Genomic DNA, 22109 nt, shown 5'->3' with positions numbered 1-22109 from the left:
TCCGAGGTTACAAATGCCTGGAGGGGAAAGAAGAGGGATCATACCCCTTCACTGGTGGCTGCGGACATCTTAGAGGGTGATCTTTTCTGTAGCCTAATGCATATTCAGCCTGAATTAGGGTATGAATCTCCCTGGTCCCCTCGTATATTACAGCCCCACGAGCATTACGCCAGTACCTCTCTACTGGAAACTCATTAGAGTATCCATTAGCACCATGTATCTCTATTGCATCTTCGGCAGCCTTCAACGCAACGTTACATGCGTACCATTTCGCCATAGAGGTCTCACGAGTGGACCTAATCCCATGATTCTTTAGCCAAGCTGCCCTGTGTACCAATAGCTTGGCTGTGTCTATCCCAAGCTGCATGTTTGCTATCATCTGTTGCACGAGCTGAAACTTGCCTATTTCCTGGCCAAAGGCTTCCCTATCATGGCAGTACTTTAGGCTCGCTTCAAGGCAGGCCCTTGCAAGCCCAACAGCTCCAGCAGCCACAGTCAACCTGCCCTGATCAATAGCGCTCATGGCTATTTTGAAGCCCTCTCCTTCTTCTCCTAACCTGTTTTCTATCGGGACTCTGACATTATCAAGGAATATCTGCCCTGTATTGCCCGCCCTTACACCTAGCTTGCCATGTATCGTGGATGTTGAAAGCCCTTCAAATCCCCTTTCCAGAATAAATGCCGTGATTCCCTTGTAGCCCTTAGAACGATCTAAGGTCGCAAATAACAAGAAATGATCTGCTTTATCTGCAAGGCTTATCCACGTCTTCTGGCCATTAAGTACGTAGTAATCTCCTTCTCGTCTTGCGGTAGTCTCGATATTAGCTGCGTCAGATCCATGCCCCGGCTCAGTCAATGCAAAGGTAGCAAGCTTCTCACCCCTTGCCTGGGGTATCAAATACCTCTGCTTCTGATCCTCATTGCCCCATTGCAGGAGTGTCAAGCTGTTTAATGCGACATGCACACTCATAACTACCCGGAAAGCCGTCTCAGCTCTCTCGAGTTCTTCACAGATGATCGCCAGGCTGTGATAGTCCATCCCACTCCCGCCATACTCCTCAGGAATAGGGGCTCCAAGCAGTCCTAGTTCGCCCATGCGCTTGACTATGTCCTTATCCCAATATTCATTTATGTCATTCTCTCTTGCCTTTGGAGCTATCTCTCGCTGAGCAAAGTCACTTACCAGATCCTGAACCATTACATGCTCTTCACTCAGGCCAAAATCCATATTCACCTCCAAATCAGCCGGTTTAGGCGGCTCATTATAGCACCGTACAGAAAAGAGGAATAGCCTAACTCCCAATTGCATTAGTACTAATTGGCTATTGTTGTAGTTGCACAGCAGCAAATATACTGATGGCTAGCGATGACCCAGAAAAGGGCAAACCCGTCGTGAGATGGGGACGCAAAGCCACGGGACTCTAAGAGTCAGCCGGGCTGCCTGGGAGGCTGACCAGTGCCTCCCTAATCACCCTATGGGAGGACATACAAGATATGACAAAATTGAAACCTAGGCTCCTAGTATTTCTGATTTTGTGCCTTATGGTAACAACATTGTCTCCGCTAATTAGCATCAATCGAGCCTCGGCAGCTGTCACTACTTGGAGGGCACTTTTCTTGGTATATCGTAGTACAGATGTTACCTTCACTTGGAATGGGCAGACGCAGAGGGTGAGGACCTCTATGTCCTCTTCGGACTTGCAGAAAGCACTGTACGTCATAAGGAGAGTGCCATCTACGGTTTACAATTGGTCCAGAGGCAACACATACCTTAGCCAGACTATAGTCTATCCAGATCACCCCATATCATCGGTTACTTCCCTGGGTGCGAATGGTTTCTGGGTTTCGCCCCTGGACATAAAGGCAGATATCAACAAGTACGCTCCTCAAGGTAGGTACGACAGCATCTTCGTCATATGGAGGTTGGATACTGATAGCGGCAAGCGAGTACCTAGCCTAGGTTGGGGATGGACTGTCAGGCCAGGTCCTTGGGCGAATGGAGCAGGTTACACAACCGTAAATATCCCTCAACAGCACGGAGACTGGCTTGGTCGCTACCCAGAGCAGATATTTCTTCACGAGTGGACTCACCAGGTAACTGGTTTCTATGAACAGCTAGGATATAGAATGCCCAACATAGATCGAGCCTCGGACTATGGTTACAGTCGAGAGGAGGCTGGACAAGTCTTCCTCTCAGACGTACTTAGCGGCAGAGTCCCTTATGGCTCCACTTACATAGGGGTCAAACCCAGCATCTGGGCTTCTTCCACCCCTAGGTATCTATACGCTGCGCAATCTAGTAACTACCTGCCTCGCGTGACTTCTCTAACACCTGGGACAGGTACGAGTTACGTAGGAAGAAGCTACTCATTCACGGCGACCTACTACGACTCTAATGGAGCCAAGAATATCAACAAGGCTTATATCAAGTTCCAGAGCTCCTATTACAACAGGTCCGTCAAGATCTGGTACAACCAGGACAAGAACAAGATCTACATGAAGGACCTTTCTAACGGGGTGTTATATAGTGCAGTGCCTGGCAAAGATGTAGTGCTAAGGGGAAATATCGTGCAAATCAACGCCAGGTATACTACAGTCAGTCTATCCGGCAATCAGCTAACTATTAGATGGAGCATAGTTTTTGAACCAAGAGCCGATAACAACAACTATCGCGTGCTTGCATCAGTACGAGATGACTCTGGGGCTTATCCAGACTATAAATTGATGGCCTATAGATACGTACGGTAGCTACCTGCTACCGTAAACGGAACTAACATCAAATACCGTATACTGTCCATAGCGCAGTACTACCGGGAATCTTTCCTGGTAGTACTGTTTGTTTACTCTGAATAGTTGTCTCTCTGTGGGACCTATGACTAGGTACCTGGCTCCATATTTTCTGATCAAGTCCTGGGCTCGAGATGATCCTGTATATATCAACTGGAGATCCTCCATCCTGGGTCTCCAGGGTAACCCCCAGTCATTTGCCAGATAAGGTGGGCCAAGTACCACTTGCCTCCCAGCAAGGTCAGTTATAGGATGATGTACCTGGGTAGCGGTGATGTATACGGCATCAGCAGGCAACCTCTCCTTGACTTGGTTAGCAAAGGCTATATCCTCATTACTAAATTCAAGATATCTCGATTGAGAAGGAATAGACGCCCTAAATAGATCCAGGGAGCCCGTGAAGACGAGCAAGAATATCAAAAATGCAACTAGAAACCTGGAGATTATATCCCCTGTAAGGATCAATTTTACTAGTACCAAAGATATGACCACAGCAGAAACCAAGTACCAATACACCAACAACTTGCGATTGCAACAGTCGAAAGGCTGCATTACTACCAAAGTAGCTATAAACCATATAAGGGCAAATGGAGCGTAGAAACTCCTTATCCTATTTGGCAAAGCGCCCTGCACCACAAAAATCAACCCAGCAAGTGGCAGGAAAAGCCCTACATTTTTGAGCCAGTACCATATATAGTTTTCAGTTGCTATAGCCCTAGTGGTTATTTGTACGCTTAGACCGCCATTGCTGGTAGCTCCAAGGTTTCCAAGTTGCCACAGAACTTGCAGCATCCCTACCGTGACAGGAAGAGAGAATAGGACTCCAGATAACAACGCCCTATAGCATCCTTGCTTATCGTTACACAAGAATGAAAGCACAAGGTACTCCACAACAAGGTAACCCGACACTATGCCAATCGTTACAAGCGTGTGAGGATGCACGAGCGGGAGAAGGGCTGATGCCAAACCTACTAACAACATATCGTAAGGTCTTCTAGAGAGCCTGAACCTGTAAAGCAGGCTCAACATCAACATACCGAGAGGAAGTGCCAACAGGAATGGCCTCTGGGGAAGGAAAAAACCTAGAACTATATTAGGATAGGTCATGGCGTAATCACGCAAACCTGTATAGTACGAAGGCAGATTGAGAAGTGTGTGGATGAAGTTTCCCGACCTATTAGCCTCTACCAAGAAGACTATGAACCCCATACCACCACTCAGTAAGACCAGAACCACGGTCAATAAGCTGGCAAAAACGGATCTCGAAATCCGCAGAGCTAGCAAATATATACCTGCAACCGTACATATACCCAGCAGAAACCCCGGGATTACAAATGCGGGCCCCAAGGACCAGCCCAGGATCATAAGGATCGAGCTAAAGAAATCGGCCATGAAGGGATAAGATAGCAAGGTGCCACTGAAGTATATGTTTGGAGGCGGGAATTTACGTATCTCGACGAAGCTCTCGATAAGTCCTGTGTGTATAGGTAGATCACCCCATATAAATGAGTGACCTGCATACCACCCATCCGGGTATAGTCTCCAGGAATTGTAATACAGGTGAAAGAAGAAAACCCCTATTACCAGGAGCATCTCAGCAAACCAAACAGTCTCTCTAAGCTTCAACCTAGATCTAAAATCCTGCAGCTCATTTTTGATCCTTGCAGCGACTTGGGATCTAAGCCAAAAAGTCAACACAAAAGAGACTATCAACAAACATAGAGATGTCAGACAAACCTGTAACAGATTGAAGCCAAAGAAGATTGCTGATACAAAGCACGCTATAGAGATCAATATGACACCGAGATCAAAACCATAAAATATACGTTCTTCAAACGTTAAGCCAGGAACCAGCAGATAAAGTACTAGTATTCCTAGGATCAAGCAGGAAATCAGCAGGAGTACTCCCAGCAATATCTCATCTCCAGCTAGGAATAAGTATGCGCATATCGAATTGAGCTCTAGTTAGTGGGATAGCTGAATATATCGGAAACAGGAACACAAACATAGCCACCACAGCTACACAATAACATATAGCCGCAGTTCTCCAGGTCCCCCCTCTTGAGAGGAATTGCCTAATAGTGTAAGCAAGAGCTACACATCCAAAGGGTACTGATGGCAGGAAGTGATAAGCAAAAGCTATCCTTGGAACAAGCGCCCAAGGTAGCCAAGCTCCAAAGAACCCAAGAACTACTATAAGCAGAGCCTTCCAGTTCTCATCAATCCAGTCAGAAGCGGCCCATAGCACAGCAGGTATGAGAGCAAGATAGATTACGGGATTACCGTTAGTATATATGTTAGCTATACGACCATCCGGATAGTATTTGACATAGTACCAAACAGGTCTGAGAGTTAGTGGCCATTCCCACCACTTGGATTGATAGTTATGTGTAGCCTTAAGGTGCGAGTGGTAGTAATACATCTGATATTGGAGCTTAAAGAAATCCTTTATGCCATTCCCACTAAGGAAGAACTGGGTATAGGAGAGCAAGTACAACACAGCAGGCACTAGCAACATAAAAGCAAACAGTAGTCCTGCTTCAAGCAGCCATTTACTTACGGGGGCTCTACTCTTGTACAGGGTATATGCCGAACAAACTACCAGCGATAGCCCCAGGAACGCATATACATAGACAGCATTCCACTTGGTAGATACTGCCAGACCTATAAATACTCCAGTCAGGAACAGGTACCTAGTTCTACCGTTGGTAGCAGTCAAGTACTTATAAGCCATCAAAAGGGCAAGCATCAGAAATACTACAAGGAATATATCTACCATCCCAGTACGGGATTGCACATAGTACATACCATCAAACAGTAGCAAGAAAGACGTGAGCAGCCCAACAACCATGTAGCCGGTAAGGGAGTACCCTAGCCAGTAAGCAACACCAATACCAATAGCACCAAAAACAGCAGAAGCAAAACGCCAACCAAACGAATTGTCACCAAAGATCAGTATAGAATCAGCAATTAGAAGCTTCCCTAGTGGTGGATGAGTCCACTCGTAGGCAACCCCCTCTCTTGGAGCTCTCTTGTACCATAAGTAGGCATCCGTATTACCAGAAGCATACTGAGCAGCGGTATAGGCATGGTAAACCTCATCGTAGATGTATTGAGGAGGCACACTAAGCCTGTATAAGTAAAAAGCAAAGGAAACCAATATTAGCAAGAGAGGAATAGCTCTTATAGCCAGGGAGTTCCACTCCTTCTTCTCAACAAGTTCTTTGCCTGCTATCTCTGCCATCAACAAAGATCCTTCACAAATCAAGCTGGTAACAAGAGCAAGATACAGGCATAGTATCCCTACGTCAAGTAAAGATAGAAGAATAGATAAAGAAAATTAGGGGGGAGATCAGAAGATCTCCCCCCTCTTCAAAGACTCTTACTACCACTTGCGCCTTAGTAGCATATAGGTTGCTACTAATATTAGACCCAGGTAGTAGCCTGCTACTGGCAGGGAAGACCCAGAGCCAGTACTCGCCATCCCTCCATCACCAGTCCTGGGCACAGTAGGCATATGGCTTGGAGACGGGCTTGGTGATGCCTCTGGGACAGGTACACCACTCGCACTGGGCGAAGGACTCACGCTTGGAGCAGGCATCGGGATAGGTGTAGGTGAACCTGATGGGCTTGGTGATGGTAGTGGTGATGGCACAGAAGATGGAATAGGTGTTGGTGATACCGATGGAGCAGGTAACTCAGATGGACTCGGACTCGGTTGCGGAGTCGGTACAGGAGTCGCTGAAGGACTCGGTGATGGGACAGGTGTTGGCATAGGCGATTCGGAAGGAGCCGGGCTAGGCAGTGGGCTAATCGATGGACTTGGCACCGGCGTTGGCATTACCGAGGGTGATGGGCTTGGTTTCGGGCTATTACTCGGAGATGGTAATGGAGTCGTACTTGGCGACGGAGTAGGCGACACGGATGGTACAGGCGTTGGCACAGGTGACTCACTAGGTGATGGTGTTGGGCTGAACGAGGGGCTAGGTACAGGAGTAGGCGAAGGCGCCGGACTCTCCGAGGGACTAGGAGTTGGAGATGTAGACGGGCTTGGTGTCGGCACTGGAGAAACACTTGGTGACGGGCTAGTAGATGGCACAGGTGTAGGACTCACGCTCGGAGACGGGCTGGGTATAGCCGTCGGTGATGGGCTTGGCGTCGGAGCCACCGAAGGTGAAGGGCTTGGTATCGGCGATATCGATGGACTTGGTACTGGTGTAGTTGAAGGTGATGGACTTGGGCTAACACTCGGTGATGGGCTGTTAGATGGAATTGGAGTATTGCTTGGGCTAGGTAGCGGACTCTGGCTCGGAGACGGGCTAACTGAAGGCACAGGACTATGAGACGGCTGTGGTGTAGGGCTCACAGATGGGCTGGGGAGCGGAGACTCCGAAGGACTTGGTGATGGGACTATGCTTGGTGTCGGCACTGGAGTTGGACTCATTGATGGACTCGGAGTTGGCGATTCACTTGGTAACGGAGTTGGGCTAGGGCTTACTGAAGGCGATGGAACAGGGGTTGCCGTTGGGGTAGGCGTTGGCTGTGGATTTTCCGGCTTACAGTTCACCCAAAAAACCTTGTGCTTTACATCGTTGCCCTTAGACCCGGGGGCATGAATAGTTAGCTTGATATGGTAGCCCTGATTAGAATGTGGTTCATACTGTGAAAGATACTGCGATAGATCATACTTAACCGAAGCATCCAGGCCAGACTCCGATCCCCCTCCCGAAGCGTCATCTTCACCTATGAACACTTTATCTTGAAGTATTACCTGATCTTTAGGTTCAGTAGGCGCCTGCGTCTCAAAGGTAACTGTAGCGTAATAATCTCCTTTATCAAACCCATAAAAGTCTATCTGGAATACACAACCCGGGTGAGGCTCGTTGTTCGGATGATCATCAAAATCCCTACCATCGACTTTGATCGTACCATTGTTGCCAGGTGGATTCTTGCCATGAGCACTAGTGGTACCACCAAAGAGTGTGGGAGCGATCATAGATAAGACTAGTGCAGAAATAATTAGGCAAGTTATTAAAAACGGTTGTCTTATTTTCAGTGTCATGTTCCCCTCCTTTACGTTGACTAATGGACCTAAAAAACGAACCGGCTACTGAGGGTCTTCTCAGTAGCCGGTTGCACCAGTGGCTCCATCCGCTCCCATGGTGCCCATATAGGTAAGCGGACTTCGTCGCCTCTACGCTAATTAGCGCCTTTTACACTTTTAGCATTAATGCAAAAGTTTCTACAGTTTCAATTATATAAACCCAATTAATATCCGTCAATAGAAATTAAGATTTTTCCGCGGCAAGGTATACTTATTGCTTAGACGCAATAAGTATACCAAAGCTTCACCTTATATATTATCGTTTATGCAACAGATCAGGGTTGGCATTACCTCGAAAAAGGAGCTTTAGGAGGGTGCTATAAGAGGGACAACATGATGAACTTTTCAGTTAGGCAGAGCTGTGTAAGGCCAGAGGGGAAACTCTATAGATCTTGATTGTCAGAAAATCTCTCTAGTTGCCTGGAGCTAGTAAAGGTTTGAGGGTGAAGCTCACACTGGTTGTGGTCCCCATTGTAGTGGATACGTTTTTAGTCACAGAGGTGTAGTCCTTGAGACTAGCGGTTACTCTCACTATACCTATAGGCACATTTTTGATGAAATACCTACCGTAAGAGTCTGTAGTATCTTGTAGGTCACTACCCTCCTGAGAGGTCACACTAACAACAGCATTGGAGAGAGGCGTTCCACTAGAAGACCTAACGTAGCCGGAAAGTCTGGCTAGTGGTGCTAGCCTGATACCTGTATATTCAGTAGCGGCAGGTTCTATAAAAATGTTCCTCATCCCTTGAGCATAGCCCTGCTTGCTGAATATCAGCTTCCCAGCTCCATATCTTATATTCCGAAATACAAATCTCCCTTGACTATCTGTGTATGTATATCTAGGAGTTCCATATAGCTGCACCCTGACTCCAGGGAGAACATTGCCGGTCTTGGCATTTCTAACTCTTCCAATCAAGGTCCCAGGAACAGCCAAGGACCTGTATAGATTCAATCGTCCATACCCATAGCGCGTATCCAACCCCTTGGGACCTAAATCGTCTGCCCCTGCTTTTAGCCTTTGCCATATTTGATTGGCAGAGTACCAAGGGAATTCTGCCTTGATTACCGCAGCAGCTCCGGTAACAAAAGGAGCTGCCATAGACGTCCCGCTCATGTAAGCATATCCTCCAGGGTAAGTGGAGTATATGTCGACTCCAGGAGCGCTTATATCCACGTATGAGCCATAATTGGAGAAGCTCGCATATCTATCATCTTGATTGGTAGCTGCTACCCCTATAACTCCAGGATAGGCAGCTGGATACAAAGGTATATTAGTCGACTCGTTGCCTGCTGCAGCAACTACTAATACCCCCTTTTCCTGGGCATATTGTATAGCCTGATGCAGGGTATCGGAGTCATAGTAGGTTCCTAGGCTTATGTTGATCACTGAAGCCCCATGATCAGTTACCCATATTATGCCCTTGGCAACGTCAGTATCCGTAGCACCTTCGGCAGTCAAGACCCTGGCTACTAATAACTTGGTACGCCAACCAACACCGGCTATCCCTATACCATTATTACCTGTAGCTGCAGCTATACCAGCCACATGAGTTCCATGACCATCCGTATCTTGCGGATAGGTATCATGTTGCACAAAATCGTAGCCCCCAGCATACCTATCCTTTAGTTCAGGATGATTCATAGCTATTCCTGAATCAACTATGCCTATCTTGACCGTGGAGCTACCTGTGCTTATCTCCCAAGCCTTAGGAGCTCTGATCCTCTGTAAGCCCCATTGCCTGGGATAATCAGGGTCATTCGGGATTACATCCTGCGGCTGTAGCAGAACTTCAGGTTGAGCATATATCACACTAGGATTCTGTTCTATATGATTGGCCAATCGCTCCAGGGTTCCCAGAGACTGAGCAAGAACTGTTCTCGGCCTTACAACCTTCACCCCAAGCGGATTGACCCGATCCACAATAATCCCACTTTGAATCGAAGCTGCCTGCAAAACTTTAGAAGCATCTGTACCTGATCTGAATTTCACTAGAATCCTGCCAGTAGTTAGCACTCTAGGTTCAAGATCACTATTACGAGAGGCAGCGTAAGCATAGCCAGGGCTTTGGGAAATAGTTAGGAAGAACAAGGCAAGTGAGGTCGTGACTACAATAACTAGTCTACGGATACTGCTGGACAGAACCAAAACTAACCTCCAGGTAACATTGCAAAGCTTATGAACTGACTTATAAGTTTACTATTATCACAACGCAGAAAGCTACGGTACTTTTTTCCCATAATTAGGACATAATAGAATCAAAAATAGGAGGTTATATTGACAGTAAGGCTTATTTTAGTCAGGCACGGAGAATCTGAAGCGAACGCCATTGGCATAATGCAGGGAAGAATGGATTCTCCCCTCACACGCAAAGGCAGGCAACAGGCTGAAGCTGTAGCTCAGAAGCTTGCCAAGATACTTGTTCCAAGTAATGTATTCTCCAGTCCCCTCAGTAGAGCTCTCGAGACGGCTAAGATAATCGCGACGAAGTTCGAGCTTGAGCCAGTAATAATACCTGAGTTGCAGGAAAGAGATCTTGGCCTTGCCACAGGAATGACGTGGGAACAGGCCAGCTCCCTATGGCCTGAAAACGCCTGGGATATCAAGATAGGTAAACCTTCTGGGGCATGGCCTCAAGGAGAAACCAGAGTAGAACTTCAACAGAGAGCCCATAAGGCCCTGGAAAAGATACTTAGCATACAGAAAAGCGGAACTGCAATAGTTGTATCTCACGCGGGGTTGATGAGAGCACTTATCAAGCAGATAATGTACAAGCACATGAATACCGATTTGGACCCTAAGATCAGTAACTGCTCTATCACCGAGCTACAAATAACAGACGGTAAGTATAATCTATTATGTCTAAATGATACCTCTCACCTGGAGCTGGTCTAGACAGCTTTGTCCTCGTATTTATAGTCCTCAAGGGTTATAAACTCCACAGGTACATCACGGAACCTTGAACGCATTACTCTTATGGCTTCTTCGTTATTATCAACCAGGATAAAGCTTCTACCCAACTTATGGGCAGCTACACCAGTCGTGCCGCTCCCAGCAAAGAAATCCAGCACTATGTCGCCTGGGCACGAAGAGGCCCTTATAATCCTCTCAAGTATTGCTAACGGCTTCTGTGTGGGATAACCCGTCTTCTCCTTTCCAGTTGGGCTAACTATAGTCTGCCACCAAACGTCGGTTGGCAACTTACCTAATTTAGCCTTATCACCCCCCACCAAAGAAGGTGCCATATAGGGCAATCTATCTATCTCATCAGCATTGAATACGTAGTTGTTTCTGTCTTTGACGTAATAAAGGATGTTATCGTGCTTGGTAGGCCACTTTCTCTTGCTCCTACCACCATAGTCATAAGCCCATATTATCTCGTTAAGGAAATTGTCTCTCCCAAAGATAGAATCAAGAAGGATCTTGCAATAGTGAACCTCGCGATAATCTATATGAAAATACAATGCACCATTTGCAGTCAGCACCCTATGAGCCTCTCTCAATCTAGGCTCTAAAAAAGCTAGATAGTCGTCGTAGATGTCATCAAAAGATAACTTGCCTAATACCTTAGTCAAGTACTTATAGCCACCGAAGCCCTTCCTATCACCTTGATCATCTCTATCAACGCTCATGGATATGCGTACCTGACGACGGCCTGTGTTGAATGGGGGATCAATATATATAAGATTGACAGAATTAGATGGCAGGCTTTCGAGAACCCTTAGATTATCTCCGAAGAAGATCTTATTTGAAGAACTCAACGTCACTTACCCAGAAATTTGATGTCTAGAGAGGAAGGTTTCAAGCTCTGCTCTAGTAGGCATGGACGGCTGAGCGCCCATCTTAGTAACAGATAGAGCAGCCGCTGCGTTAGCAAAGCGTACCGCATCTATTAGCTCAAGCCCCTCAGCTATTGCTACCGCCAATGCCCCACTAAAGGCATCACCAGCAGCTGTAGTATCCACAGGACTAACTGCAAAAGGTTCCACCGCTACCAACTTATCTTGCTGGGCCACTAGCGCCCCTCTCTCCCCCAAGGTTAGTATGACTATTTTCACCCCCAGATCCAACAGCGCCTTGGCCAAGTCTTCAGATGGCATATCACGTCCCACCAGTGCCCTGGCCTCTACTTCGTTAGGAGTGATCACATCTACATGGGAGATAATGTCACTTGGGAGCCCTGTAGCAGGAGCAGGTGCTGGATTGAGCATAGTCACACAATCCATTTTCTTACCGAATTCCAGGGCTGTTGCTACCGTATCCAGAGGAACCTCAAGCTGAGTTAGCAAAATCCTGGCATTTTGTAGGACCTTTGAGCTGAGCTCGATATCTTCTGGGAACAGACGAGAGTTTGCTCCCGGGGAGACTGCTATGGAGTTATTGCCCGAAGGATCCACCATTATCAGGGCAACACCACTAGGGGTTCCATCAACTATTTTAACGTAGCTAGTATCTATACCATCTGCATTAAGCCCCTTGATGGCTTTTTGACCAAAGTCATCACTACCTACAGCGCCGATAAAAACCACCTCTGCACCCAGCCTAGCAGCAGCCACAGCCTGGTTGGCCCCCTTCCCACCGGGGGCAATAATCAGATCCCCACCCAGCACCGTCTCCCCCACTCCAGGGATATGAGGGACAGGTACCACCATATCAGTATTGCTGCTACCAACAACCACCACTCTAGCTGTCATATCTATCCAAAATACAGGTTGTCTCTAGCTTGATGATATTGTAAAAGACGTAATAATTGGAAGTCCTCAGCATTTTGCTCTATGCGACATATATCCTGGGCGACTCTTGGTAGCTATCCATTCCCTCCTCTAACCATACATATGTAGTATCCGGTCTATTAGACACAGCTGCATGGTTGCCATCTTTGTCAAGGGCAACCATGCTCAGCCCAGTTGCATAAGGATCTTCCAGTTTGTTTATATCCTGCATCGTCTGACAGAGAGCGTTGATTAGCGATTCCCCTCTTTGTACCCTGACCACCACGGTATAAGCTGCGGGAATCCTCATGGCAAGCTCTCCCCTACCAGTACAGCCCACAGCAGCGAACCTACTATCTGCATAATTGCCTGCACCTATAATTGGGGAATCGCCTATTCTGCCTGGATATTTGCAATACCAGCCACTGGTACTTACTCCGCAAGCAAGATTGCCTTCCCTATCAAGCGCAAGAAAATTAACCGTACCACCTGCAGGCTTCTCGGGATCGCTTATAAGCGATAGCCACTGTATAATCTGCTCATGGTAGCGGATCATTCCAGGATCTACATCAGAAGATTCCCCTCGTATACGCTCCTCCCACAGCCGCTTGGATTCTGGGGTAAGCAGATCTGTTGGCTCAAACCCCATTTCTTTGGCAAACCTTTCAGCACCACTACCTACCAAGCAGACATGGGGCGTGAGCTCCATGACTTTGCGAGCTATAGATATGGGATGTTCGTACCCCTTGACCGCAGCTACAGCACCAGCCCGGAGTGTCGTACCATCCATTATCGAAGCATCAAGCTCCACCTCGCCTATCAGGTTAGGCAGACCTCCGAGGCCGACCGAATGATCCTCAGGATTACTCTCTACCAACCTGCAGCCAACTTCTACCGCATCGAGAGCACTACCCCCATTTGCCAAAACCCTGGCAGCTTCCTCAATGCCAACTCTTCCATTGGCACTAGCAACCACCACGAACTTGCCCAAAATCATCACCTCAACTATAGATAACCTTCATTCTTAAGCTCCGAAACCACCTTAACAAAGGCATCTATCGTCAGATCTATATCCTCATCCGTATGATAACTACTGACGAAAGCACTGCCAGAGAACAAATCTACACCTTCATTCATCATCGCAAGATCAAATAGCCACATCAATTGCTGGTTGGTACCTTTGGTACGGAGCACATCCTCAGGCAGATCAGGCCTTTGCAAGTCTCCCCGAACCCTATTAGGCACCTCTTCGCCAATTATGATGTGACAGATAGAGCTCTCGCCGTATGCACATCCAGGTATTTGCAGATCCTCGAACTTCTCATTGAGTCTCGAGCGGAGTACAGCTGCCTTGCTTGCTGCCTGCTGGCAAACATCGCTTGAGCCCACTATCTTCAAGCACTCAACACCTGCGGCAGCAGATACGGGGTTGGCATTGAAGGTACCTTGATGTACTATCCTCTTGGCAGGATCGCTGGCATGCGATATCAGATCCAGGATATCGGCCCTACCAGCAACAGCCCCTCCAGGGAAACCTCCTGCGAGGATTTTGGCCAATGTGGTAAGATCAGGCTTTATTCCTGCTAACGCCTGCACTCCCCCGGGAGACCATCTAAAACCTGTGACCACCTCGTCACATATAAGCAGCACACCATAGCGATCAGATAAGTCCTTCAGCCCTTGCACAAAGCCTTCGGGCAGAGGCACCGTACCATAGCTGGCCCCCGAGGGTTCAAATATTATTGCCGCTATATCTCTATCCGAGCTAAATATCTTCTCTATAGATTCCAGCTTGGCTGGCGATACCAGCGTGAGCTCAGATATCTCATCTGGAATGCCCGGAGTCTTCCTGTCGTAGGGAGGAGTTTGAGCCTTGGCTACGCCATCGTGCCAACCATGAAAGTGCCCCTCAAGCTTCACGATCTTCTTCCTGCCTGTGTAGGCTCTGGCCAGACGGATAGCCATATGAGTTGCTTCCGTCCCTGAGCTCGTGAACCTTACCTTCTCAGCAGAAGGTATCAGTGATTTGACCAACTCCGCCCACTCTACCTCTAGCTCATGGGATCCTCCAGGATGGGTGAACTTTTGAACCTGCTCCACCACGGCCTGAGTTACTTCAGGATGACAGTGGCCTAGCAGTAATGCCCCATGGCCCATGACGTAGTCTACGTATTCATTACCATCCACATCCCACTTTCTACTACCTTTAGCCCTTTGGATATATGTCGGGAAAGGGGTCATAAACCGCTTGTCATGAGTAACACCATCGGGAAGATCCTCTACGGCACGCTGGTATATCTCTGCCGATCTAGGTCTCTGCTGGATGTACCTATCTACTACCGCACTTAGCTCCCGTGTTAGATGCCCCATCATTTCTCTGTCTCCAAGAAGGTTATCTATTAGCTTATGGTACAACAATCGACAGCAAATAGCTGGCCATAGGCTATAAAATGCTTTTTCTAGAAAGGCGTAAATAACGACGCTGCGTTCACCACGGTACGAAACATCTCGAAAGCCTTTATGATATCTTCGCACTCAAAGCCAATAGTTCTACCCCCTATCCTATGCACACCAGGCACATACTCAGCTCTGTCGGCCATCTCAGTAACCATTAGATCAAGCTCTACCTCACAAGGACTCGGAGGAGACAGCGGTTGTATATTGCGCACCGATACCGCCTCCTTGGCGCAGCTCCTTATAAGCTTACGAGACTCCGACAAAGGTAAGCACTCTGCTGCCCACCTACCAGTAGCCAATTTGACCACCGCTACTTGGATTCCCGGAATAAGAGCTTTAGCTTCATTCTCTAGTGCTTGATCTCCGCTGGCCATAACCACAGGAACACCAAAGTAGCCACAGATATAAGCATTGAGAGCGAACTCCCCTATGGAGTGGCCGTTAAGCCTCAGGTCATCGACACAGCTTGAGCTCCAAGTATGGTCTGCAATAGCATAAGGGGTACCATGTTTAGCATGATATCCGATGAACAATGCCAAGTCTGCTCCCTCCACCCCATGCACCATACCTAATCGCTTAGTGCTTCCGGAGATCAGCCTAGCGCATGGATGCAAATCTTCCAGAAGAATGTTGCGCTGAACCCAATGAGAGTCATTGACTATCACCTCAGAAGCTCCTGCCTGTAAAGCCCCCTCTATAGCAGCGTTCACATCCCCTGTTTGCAAACGACGACCTCGTAGATAGTCGCTACCGTTTGGATCTATCTGTGAGGGATGTACAACTCCTGAGATGCCCTCCATGTCTGCAGAAATGTAGACTCGCATTCCTTACCCCCAAAATCTAGAACACAATAAGAAGCAGATCCTCGCAGAATCATTGATGTTATGATGCACTTTATGATATCTCAGCGTAAACTGTTTCCAAAGCACATATATCGGAGGTTAAGGTTGTACAGAGTATACATTACGAGGAAGATTCCCGAAGCAGGGCTAAGGTTACTGAAAGATCATGGATTCGAATTAGACATATGGCCAGGGGATCTGCCGCCGAGCAAAGAAGAGTTGAAGAGAGGGATTTCTCAGGCTGATGCTATGATATCTCTGCTGACCGACAAGATAGATGAAGAAGTAATATCTAACGCACGCAATCTCAAGGTTATAGCAAACTACGCAGTAGGGTACGACAACATAGACCTGGAAGCTGCAACTAAAGCGGGAATAGTGGTCACCAATACGCCAGATGTACTGACTGAGACCACAGCAGATCTTGCATGGGCATTGATGCTATCCGTGGCCCGCAGGCTTATAGAGGGAGTCTCTCATGTTAAAGATGGCAAGTGGCGCACCTGGGAACCTCAGCTGCTGCTTGGACAGGACGTCTACGGAGCTACTCTAGGAATAGTGGGAATGGGGAGAATAGGACAGGCTGTAGCTAGGCGGGCAATAGGTTTTCAGATGAAAGTTCTGTACACCTCAAGATCTGAAAAAACGGGCATAGATGCTCAAAAGGTAAGCTTAGACGAATTATTAGCACAATCCGACTTCATAAGCCTTCATACTCCTCTCACTAAAGAGACCAGGCATATGATTAACAAATCAACCCTTAAGCGCATGAAGCCAACGGCGATCTTGATCAATACTGCCAGAGGACCGCTAGTAGACACAGCAGCCCTGGTAGAAGCGCTAAGAGAAGGGCAAATCGCTGGTGCCGGACTCGACGTCACAGATCCAGAACCTTTACCAAGGAACCACCCATTACTTTACCTGCCTAACTGTATAGTTGTACCTCACATAGGAAGTGCCTCACAAAGGACACGTGACCTAATGTCCGAGATCGCAGCACGAAACGTGATAGCCGTGCTGGAGGGCTCACAAGCGCCAAATCAAGTCAACATATTAGGCTCCTAGGGAGTAACCTTTACACGACTGCTACAGTTATTAGTATTATGGACAACAGTATACAAGCACTGGAGGATAAACCTTTGAGGGGTAGCTTTATAGCATGCGTCATAGCCCTTCTGTTATGCCTAGGTTTTATCGGAGATGCTAGCGCTAACTCAGGACCTTTTATCAGTATCTCCACCAGCAAAGGCAAACCTGGTACAAAAGTTACCTTAGATGGTAAAGGCTTCACACCTAATGCACAGGTAATAATTGCAGCCAACCCGGAAGGAATAATCATCAGCAAGGGGAAGTCCGACCACAAAGGCAATATACACCTGTCTTTACCGATACCTCCTCAGGAAAAGATTCCCAATCTAGAAGGTAGTAATCTTAGAATCTTTGCTGTGGAACCAGTATCAGGCAAGCAATCAAACGAAGTCCAGTTTAACTACCTTGGCAGTGATACTCCTAGCATACTAGCTACAGTAAAGGCTTTTGAATTCAGCATCAAGCTCAAAGTATCAGAAGATGAGGCAAACAAAAACTATACTTTCTGGGCTGTTTATGGGCCACCCAATTCCTCGCAGGTAGCCCACAGACTTACAGATCCAGATGGAGACCTGGTCTATACATTTACAGATGAGGTTGTAGGTAAATCATTACTGATAGTAAAAATAGTGCGTGGTACAGGAGTAAAGACAACCAGCACTGGTGCTGAACCTGGAGATCCCCAGTTAGTTCTACAAGACCTGGGGGTCTTAGAGGTTAATAGGAATATCACATTAGAAATCAACGAAACTTCAGCAAATAAAGAGGTTCCAGAAGTAGAGTCTGCAACAAGCAGAAACCTAGTACCTCAAGGTCTACCGCTTACCGGTGGAGGCGGTATGAGTATATGGGATAGATTCTGCTATATGGAAAGTCATAAGCTACCTGGCGTTAGAAAGTAGAGTCCTTTCTCAGTCTCTCAGGTGGCTTTCGCTGCTGGAATAGATGGGCAGGTACGACTATAACTTGCCTAGCAGCCTCGATCCCCAGTGCAACAGGACCGTTCTCTGTTTCTACCGTTACAGCCTGAGTAATAGAGTTAATTTCCCTCACACTCAGCTTCTTACCAGGCATTATGAGATGATCCTGAAAAAACTTGAGCAAATCGATGTTTTCAGTAGCACTGTCTGAAATACGCTCAACTATTAGCTCTCGACCTACTTCAACATCTGTTAATTTGCGGGAATGGGGAGAAAAGCATGCTCCCGTACCTGGTATGGGGCTACCATGGGGGCACGTAGTTGGCCTCCCAAGCGCTATCCAGAGCTTCTCTTCGGTCTCATCAGTTATCGCATGCTGCCATCTCTCGGCTTCCACATGTGCTCTGTACCAATCCACCCCTAGCATATCAGTTAGCAGCCGCTCAGCCAGATAGTGCCTACGTGCAGTCGTGAGTGCTATCTGCCACCCCTTAGTCGTCAGAGTAATCTGCTTTCCCCTGCCTACCTGTACCAAGCCTTCCTGGCTCATCCTGTGGATCATGCCGGTCACCGATGCCGGAGACACATCTAACCATTCAGCCAGACGAGCGCCGATGAGTGGCTGATTCTCCCTGCGGAGACAATACATAGCCAAGAGGTACTGTTCCATGCTGGCAGTTACATGGGTTGTTTCTGTTGCTTGGGAACTAGCCATCGGCGCCCACCTCCCTGCAATATGGACATATACCCTCTAGGTCGAGCCTGATTTCTAGATCTGACCAACCAATATCTGGGACTTTGAGCGACACTTCGCCATTCTCTAGTATCTGCTGCGGAGCATCCTCCACCCTGCCACAACGCTTACATACCAGATGCGAATGTCCATATGGACGAAGCACGTCATATCTAATACCGCCCTGAGGAGGCCTTACCTCCAACACCTGCCCCAAAGACTTAAGAGCCTCCAAGGTGTTGTACACCGTCGCCAAACTTGTAGTGGGCAGCTTAGCGCTGACCTGCTCGTAGATCTCCTCAGCGCTAGGGTGACTGCCATGCACCAAAGCACTCACAATCTCCAGCCTCTGAGGAGTAACCCGCATACCAGCGTTTCTAAGCAAGTCAACCAGCTCGGATGTCCGCTTGTCCTGTATGGTCATATTTAGAACTATTCCTAATTACTATAGTTTTTTACCTTGGTTATATTATGACATTTAGGACGTCTAAATACAACCTCTAAGGAGCCCTCCTAGAGGGTGGTTAGAAGGCATTAAAGGCTAGATTTACGAGAACAGCAGGTACCCAAGCCTTACTAAAACATAGGAAAGCAACATATACACGGCTATAGCCACAAGGGAGCGCCATTCTATAACGGCTGTTCCGAAGCTAGGTTCAGAAAACAACCCTCTGAAGGGTGCCAATAGGGGGGCTGTTAGGTTGTAGATCAGAGCTGCAAATTGGCTATTAGGATTTGCACCCAACAGCCTCAGTACAAACCTGATGGCTATCAAGCCTTCTATTATCCCAAATACGAAGTACACGACCCTGGCCCATCGATAGGCCAACAGGCTTCTCCTGTCTACCTCAACATATCTTTCCTCGTATATCCTATCTTCGTTCAAACTTCTGGCGTTATCATCATCTATCCGGCTCATTGCTACTCTCTCCCACGAAAAATGCAGAACCTTTGTATAATTTCCTGCATTAAGAGCATGAAATATGCCCGGATGCAATTTACGTTTGAGTGAAACCTTGAGCCTAAATTAGACATTTATATAAGGAATAAGGTTAACTGGTATCTGATCATAATAAGCATTAGCATTATGGAGAGATATGGGTAGTACAGAACATTGGTCTCAACCGACCGAAACTATACCAACTATAAAGCCGAAGGCCAGTTCCCAAAGGCGACAGTCTCGTAATGGCTCGGTCCTAAGGACTTACCTGCCGCTAGTAGGAATATCGGTATTTCTATGTGCTTTCCTACTTCTAGCAGTATCAGTTGGATATTCCTACTACTACCGTAGCAAGATTTACCCAAACGTATATTCTCTTGGCATAAACCTCGGTGGGATGACCCCCGAACAAGCTCGACAGGCGTTGAACGCTAAGGCAATGGAGTACGTTAGGACTCCACTTGTCCTAACTCAAGGAGAGCATACATGGAAGATCACCCCTGCAGAGCTTGGTTTGCAACCGAACGTAGACCCTGCAGTACAGCAAGCATACAAGTACGGCCGCGATGGCAATATTTTCCATCAATTCGCTGAAAGAATCCCTATAGGCAGACGTACTGTAAGGATTCAATATGTGCTCGACAAGAGCAAAATCGATAACTATGTAAACAACAAATTGGCTCCACAAATAGCACGGCCGGCCACCGACTCAAAGCTAACGGTCAGTGGCGATGGTACCATTTTAGCTTCCAAAGAAGTCGATGGACAAAAGCTCAATACTAGCATGGCTATTCAGCAGATATACAGCGCCTTAGTAAACCTGAGGAAGGGCGATATAGCCTTGCCAGTAGTAACGGTCAAAGCCAATATCACCCAATCAACATGGCGAGATCGTCAGAACTTAGTACTAAAGCTGTCCAAACCTGTAACCCTAAGATTTGAGAACCGTAGCTGGACCATAACATCTGATGAAATAGAGCAAGCTATAGTAGCAGAGTCAGGAGCTGAAGGCGTTGTAGGCAAAATAGAACCCTCCAAGTTAATGCCCATATTAGCTAATATCAACAAGGATATAGCCCTGCCACCGGAGCCAGCAAAACTAGAGATAAAGGGCAACCAGGTAGCACTAACACCCGAGCAGCCAGGAAGGAGGGTGGATTATAGCGCTACCCTCAGTGCTATCTATGCAGCTTTACAATCAAGCGGTGAGACCGACTTAGCGACAAAAGAAATAGAACCAATAGTTACAACGAGTGTTCTAGAAAACGCTAGATCACAGCTAGAGAAACTATTAGCATCACCGCTAAAACTCCACTTTAAGGATCAGAGCTGGGAGATTCCAACGAGCACATTAGCTGATTGGACATCTATAGATATCGATAAGGCAAATCGAACTTCTTCTGTGAAGCTAGACCCTAACAAAGTAAACGAGTTTGTAGATAACTTGGCAAGCGAAATTAACCAGAATCCCATAAATGGCGAACTAACTTGGCGCGGGAAGTTAGTAGTGCTAAGAGAGAGCCAGGATGGCCAGGATCTGGATACAGAAAAAACTAAGGACCTGATAGCACAGGCTGCTTTCAGCGATGACAGAGATGTCGACCTTCCTGTAAAGGTAACCAAGCCTAAGATCCCCACTGACAATTTAGCAGCTCTGGGTATTAAGGAATCGATTGGTTGGGGCAGCAGCGAGTTCACAGGCTCGCCCCCCGAAAGGGTTCATAATATACAAACTGCGGCAGGATACTTAAACAATACTGTTGTGGCCCCTGGAGAAACCTTCAGCTTCGAGAAGGCCATAGGAGAGATTAGTGTCGAGAGAGGATACCAGGAAGGACTAACAATAGTTGCAGACCAGACAGTGCCGGGTATAGGCGGTGGTGTATGCCAGGTAAGTACTACCATGTTCCGTGCAGCCTTCTGGGCCGGATTGCCGATAGTTGAAAGGCATCAGCATTCATACCTAGTGCCCTACTATCAGTTAGATGGTGACCCTCCAGGATTTGATGCGGCAGTGTACTTCCCGTACAAGGATCTCAAGTGGAAGAACACTACAGGGCACTATATATTGATCGAAGCCAAATGGACAGATACAAAGTTGACTATAACTCTATATGGTACTGACCCAGGGTATGAGGTGACACGAGGGAAACCAGTAATAACAAACATAGTTCCGCCTCTCCCTGATAAGACTATATATGATCCGACATTACCCCCTGGTACCAAAGAGCAGGTAGACTGGGCGCATGAAGGCATGGACGTAACCATAACCAGAACAGTTACCAAGAATGGTAAGGTCGTACTGCAAGACTCATTCTTTAGCCGCTACAAGCCCTGGGGCAACATATACAGGGTAGGACCACCAAAGAAAGAACCTTCGAAGAAGGAGCCACCGAAGAAGGAGACTAAAAACAAAAATAAAGAGTCAGAAAACAAAGACAAGCAACAAAAGAAAGACGTAAATAATTCTAAAGATTCGACTAAGAAAATAGAGCAAAGATAATGGTAAGTAAGAGGGCAATTGCCC

Annotated in this window: 17 protein-coding genes and 2 riboswitches; of the genes, 5 read left to right on the top strand and 12 right to left on the bottom strand. The window is 47.3% G+C overall.

Annotated elements, in window-relative coordinates:
- Window positions 1-7: 7 nt before the first annotated feature.
- Window positions 8-1228, bottom strand: coding sequence for an acyl-CoA dehydrogenase family protein (locus TTER_RS01800; RefSeq protein WP_012874319.1), 1221 nt, complete (start codon window positions 1226-1228; stop codon window positions 8-10).
- A gap of 142 nt (window positions 1229-1370) precedes the next feature.
- Window positions 1371-1445: riboswitch (cyclic di-GMP riboswitch) on the top strand.
- 238 nt (window positions 1446-1683) lie between these two features.
- Between TTER_RS01800 and TTER_RS01795 the strand changes: the two genes are divergently transcribed.
- On the top strand, window positions 1684-2748 hold the full coding sequence (locus TTER_RS01795; RefSeq protein ID WP_148211865.1) for a hypothetical protein: 1065 nt from the start codon (window positions 1684-1686) through the stop codon (window positions 2746-2748).
- Here TTER_RS01795 and TTER_RS01790 read toward each other — a convergent pair whose 3' ends face one another.
- From TTER_RS01790 to TTER_RS14490, 3 genes are all read right to left on the bottom strand, one after another.
- The gene (locus tag TTER_RS01790; RefSeq protein ID WP_012874317.1) at window positions 2749-4701 is read right to left on the bottom strand and encodes a hypothetical protein; all 1953 of its coding nucleotides are present in this window, start codon (window positions 4699-4701) and stop codon (window positions 2749-2751) included. It abuts the gene before it with no gap.
- 4 nt (window positions 4702-4705) lie between these two features.
- The gene (locus TTER_RS01785) at window positions 4706-6031 is read right to left on the bottom strand and encodes a phospholipid carrier-dependent glycosyltransferase (RefSeq protein WP_012874316.1); all 1326 of its coding nucleotides are present in this window, start codon (window positions 6029-6031) and stop codon (window positions 4706-4708) included.
- A 1874-nt stretch (window positions 6032-7905) separates the two neighbouring features.
- Window positions 7906-7992: riboswitch (cyclic di-GMP riboswitch) on the bottom strand.
- A 311-nt stretch (window positions 7993-8303) separates the two neighbouring features.
- Window positions 8304-10037: a S8 family serine peptidase gene (locus TTER_RS14490; protein WP_012874314.1), complete on the bottom strand. Its 1734-nt coding sequence runs from the start codon at window positions 10035-10037 to the stop codon at window positions 8304-8306.
- A 129-nt stretch (window positions 10038-10166) separates the two neighbouring features.
- On the opposite strand from TTER_RS14490, the gene TTER_RS14485 reads away from it, so the two are divergent.
- Complete coding sequence (locus TTER_RS14485) at window positions 10167-10784, top strand: histidine phosphatase family protein (RefSeq protein WP_012874313.1); 618 nt, start codon at window positions 10167-10169, stop codon at window positions 10782-10784.
- Here the strand turns inward: TTER_RS14485 and TTER_RS01770 are convergent.
- The 5 genes from TTER_RS01770 to TTER_RS01750 all read right to left on the bottom strand — a co-directional run bounded on the left by TTER_RS01770 (window position 10781) and on the right by TTER_RS01750 (window position 15882).
- A complete protein-coding gene (locus TTER_RS01770; RefSeq protein WP_012874312.1) occupies window positions 10781-11650 on the bottom strand; it encodes a DNA-methyltransferase in 870 nt (289 codons plus the stop codon). The genes TTER_RS14485 and TTER_RS01770 overlap by 4 nt on opposite strands.
- A gap of 6 nt (window positions 11651-11656) precedes the next feature.
- Window positions 11657-12583, bottom strand: a complete 927-nt coding sequence (gene rbsK / locus TTER_RS01765; RefSeq protein ID WP_012874311.1) for a ribokinase — start codon at window positions 12581-12583, stop codon at window positions 11657-11659.
- Window positions 12584-12662: 79 nt separating this feature from the next.
- The gene (locus TTER_RS01760; protein WP_012874310.1) at window positions 12663-13592 is read right to left on the bottom strand and encodes a glycosylasparaginase; all 930 of its coding nucleotides are present in this window, start codon (window positions 13590-13592) and stop codon (window positions 12663-12665) included.
- 14 nt (window positions 13593-13606) lie between these two features.
- The gene (locus TTER_RS01755) at window positions 13607-14974 is read right to left on the bottom strand and encodes an aspartate aminotransferase family protein (protein WP_012874309.1); all 1368 of its coding nucleotides are present in this window, start codon (window positions 14972-14974) and stop codon (window positions 13607-13609) included.
- Between the two features lie 86 nt (window positions 14975-15060).
- Entirely contained in the window at window positions 15061-15882 is an 822-nt protein-coding gene (locus tag TTER_RS01750; protein ID WP_012874308.1) for a M55 family metallopeptidase, read from the bottom strand.
- A gap of 123 nt (window positions 15883-16005) precedes the next feature.
- Here TTER_RS01750 and TTER_RS01745 point away from each other — a divergent pair, with 123 nt between their 5' ends.
- Both TTER_RS01745 and TTER_RS01740 read left to right on the top strand, forming a co-directional pair.
- Window positions 16006-16965 carry a 2-hydroxyacid dehydrogenase gene (locus TTER_RS01745; protein ID WP_012874307.1) on the top strand — a complete coding sequence of 320 codons (960 nt, stop codon included), beginning with the start codon at window positions 16006-16008 and terminating at the stop codon, window positions 16963-16965.
- Between the two features lie 74 nt (window positions 16966-17039).
- A complete protein-coding gene (locus TTER_RS01740; RefSeq protein WP_012874306.1) occupies window positions 17040-17891 on the top strand; it encodes a hypothetical protein in 852 nt (283 codons plus the stop codon).
- Here TTER_RS01740 and TTER_RS01735 read toward each other — a convergent pair.
- The 3 genes from TTER_RS01735 to TTER_RS01725 all read right to left on the bottom strand — a co-directional run bounded on the left by TTER_RS01735 (window position 17881) and on the right by TTER_RS01725 (window position 19561).
- Window positions 17881-18624 carry a metal-dependent transcriptional regulator gene (locus TTER_RS01735; RefSeq protein ID WP_012874305.1) on the bottom strand — a complete coding sequence of 248 codons (744 nt, stop codon included), beginning with the start codon at window positions 18622-18624 and terminating at the stop codon, window positions 17881-17883. The two genes, TTER_RS01740 and TTER_RS01735, sit on opposite strands and share 11 nt — an antisense overlap.
- On the bottom strand, window positions 18617-19066 hold the full coding sequence (locus TTER_RS01730) for a Fur family transcriptional regulator (RefSeq protein WP_012874304.1): 450 nt from the start codon (window positions 19064-19066) through the stop codon (window positions 18617-18619). The genes TTER_RS01735 and TTER_RS01730 overlap by 8 nt, the downstream gene beginning before the upstream one ends.
- Window positions 19067-19189: 123 nt before the next feature.
- The gene (locus tag TTER_RS01725; protein WP_012874303.1) at window positions 19190-19561 is read right to left on the bottom strand and encodes a YggT family protein; all 372 of its coding nucleotides are present in this window, start codon (window positions 19559-19561) and stop codon (window positions 19190-19192) included.
- 178 nt (window positions 19562-19739) lie between these two features.
- Between TTER_RS01725 and TTER_RS14480 the strand changes: the two genes are divergently transcribed.
- The gene (locus tag TTER_RS14480) at window positions 19740-22085 is read left to right on the top strand and encodes a VanW family protein (protein ID WP_012874302.1); all 2346 of its coding nucleotides are present in this window, start codon (window positions 19740-19742) and stop codon (window positions 22083-22085) included.
- The last annotated feature ends 24 nt before the right edge of the window (window positions 22086-22109 follow it).

The organism is Thermobaculum terrenum ATCC BAA-798 (assembly GCF_000025005.1).
Classification (GTDB): domain Bacteria; phylum Chloroflexota; class Chloroflexia; order Thermobaculales; family Thermobaculaceae; genus Thermobaculum; species Thermobaculum terrenum.
This window is presented reverse-complemented; position numbering and strand designations above follow the sequence as displayed.

Coding starts and splice junctions, on each gene's coding strand:
- TTER_RS01800 (WP_012874319.1), bottom strand. CDS start 1,228: ATGGATTTTGGCCTGAGTGAAGAGCATGTAATGGTTCAGGATCTGGTA.
- TTER_RS01795 (WP_148211865.1), top strand. CDS start 1,684: ATGTCCTCTTCGGACTTGCAGAAAGCACTGTACGTCATAAGGAGAGTG.
- TTER_RS01785 (WP_012874316.1), bottom strand. CDS start 6,031: ATGGCAGAGATAGCAGGCAAAGAACTTGTTGAGAAGAAGGAGTGGAAC.
- rbsK (WP_012874311.1), bottom strand. CDS start 12,583: ATGACAGCTAGAGTGGTGGTTGTTGGTAGCAGCAATACTGATATGGTG.
- TTER_RS01755 (WP_012874309.1), bottom strand. CDS start 14,974: ATGATGGGGCATCTAACACGGGAGCTAAGTGCGGTAGTAGATAGGTAC.
- TTER_RS01750 (WP_012874308.1), bottom strand. CDS start 15,882: ATGCGAGTCTACATTTCTGCAGACATGGAGGGCATCTCAGGAGTTGTA.
- TTER_RS01735 (WP_012874305.1), bottom strand. CDS start 18,624: ATGGCTAGTTCCCAAGCAACAGAAACAACCCATGTAACTGCCAGCATG.
- TTER_RS01730 (WP_012874304.1), bottom strand. CDS start 19,066: ATGACCATACAGGACAAGCGGACATCCGAGCTGGTTGACTTGCTTAGA.
- TTER_RS01725 (WP_012874303.1), bottom strand. CDS start 19,561: ATGAGCCGGATAGATGATGATAACGCCAGAAGTTTGAACGAAGATAGG.
- TTER_RS14480 (WP_012874302.1), top strand. CDS start 19,740: ATGGGTAGTACAGAACATTGGTCTCAACCGACCGAAACTATACCAACT.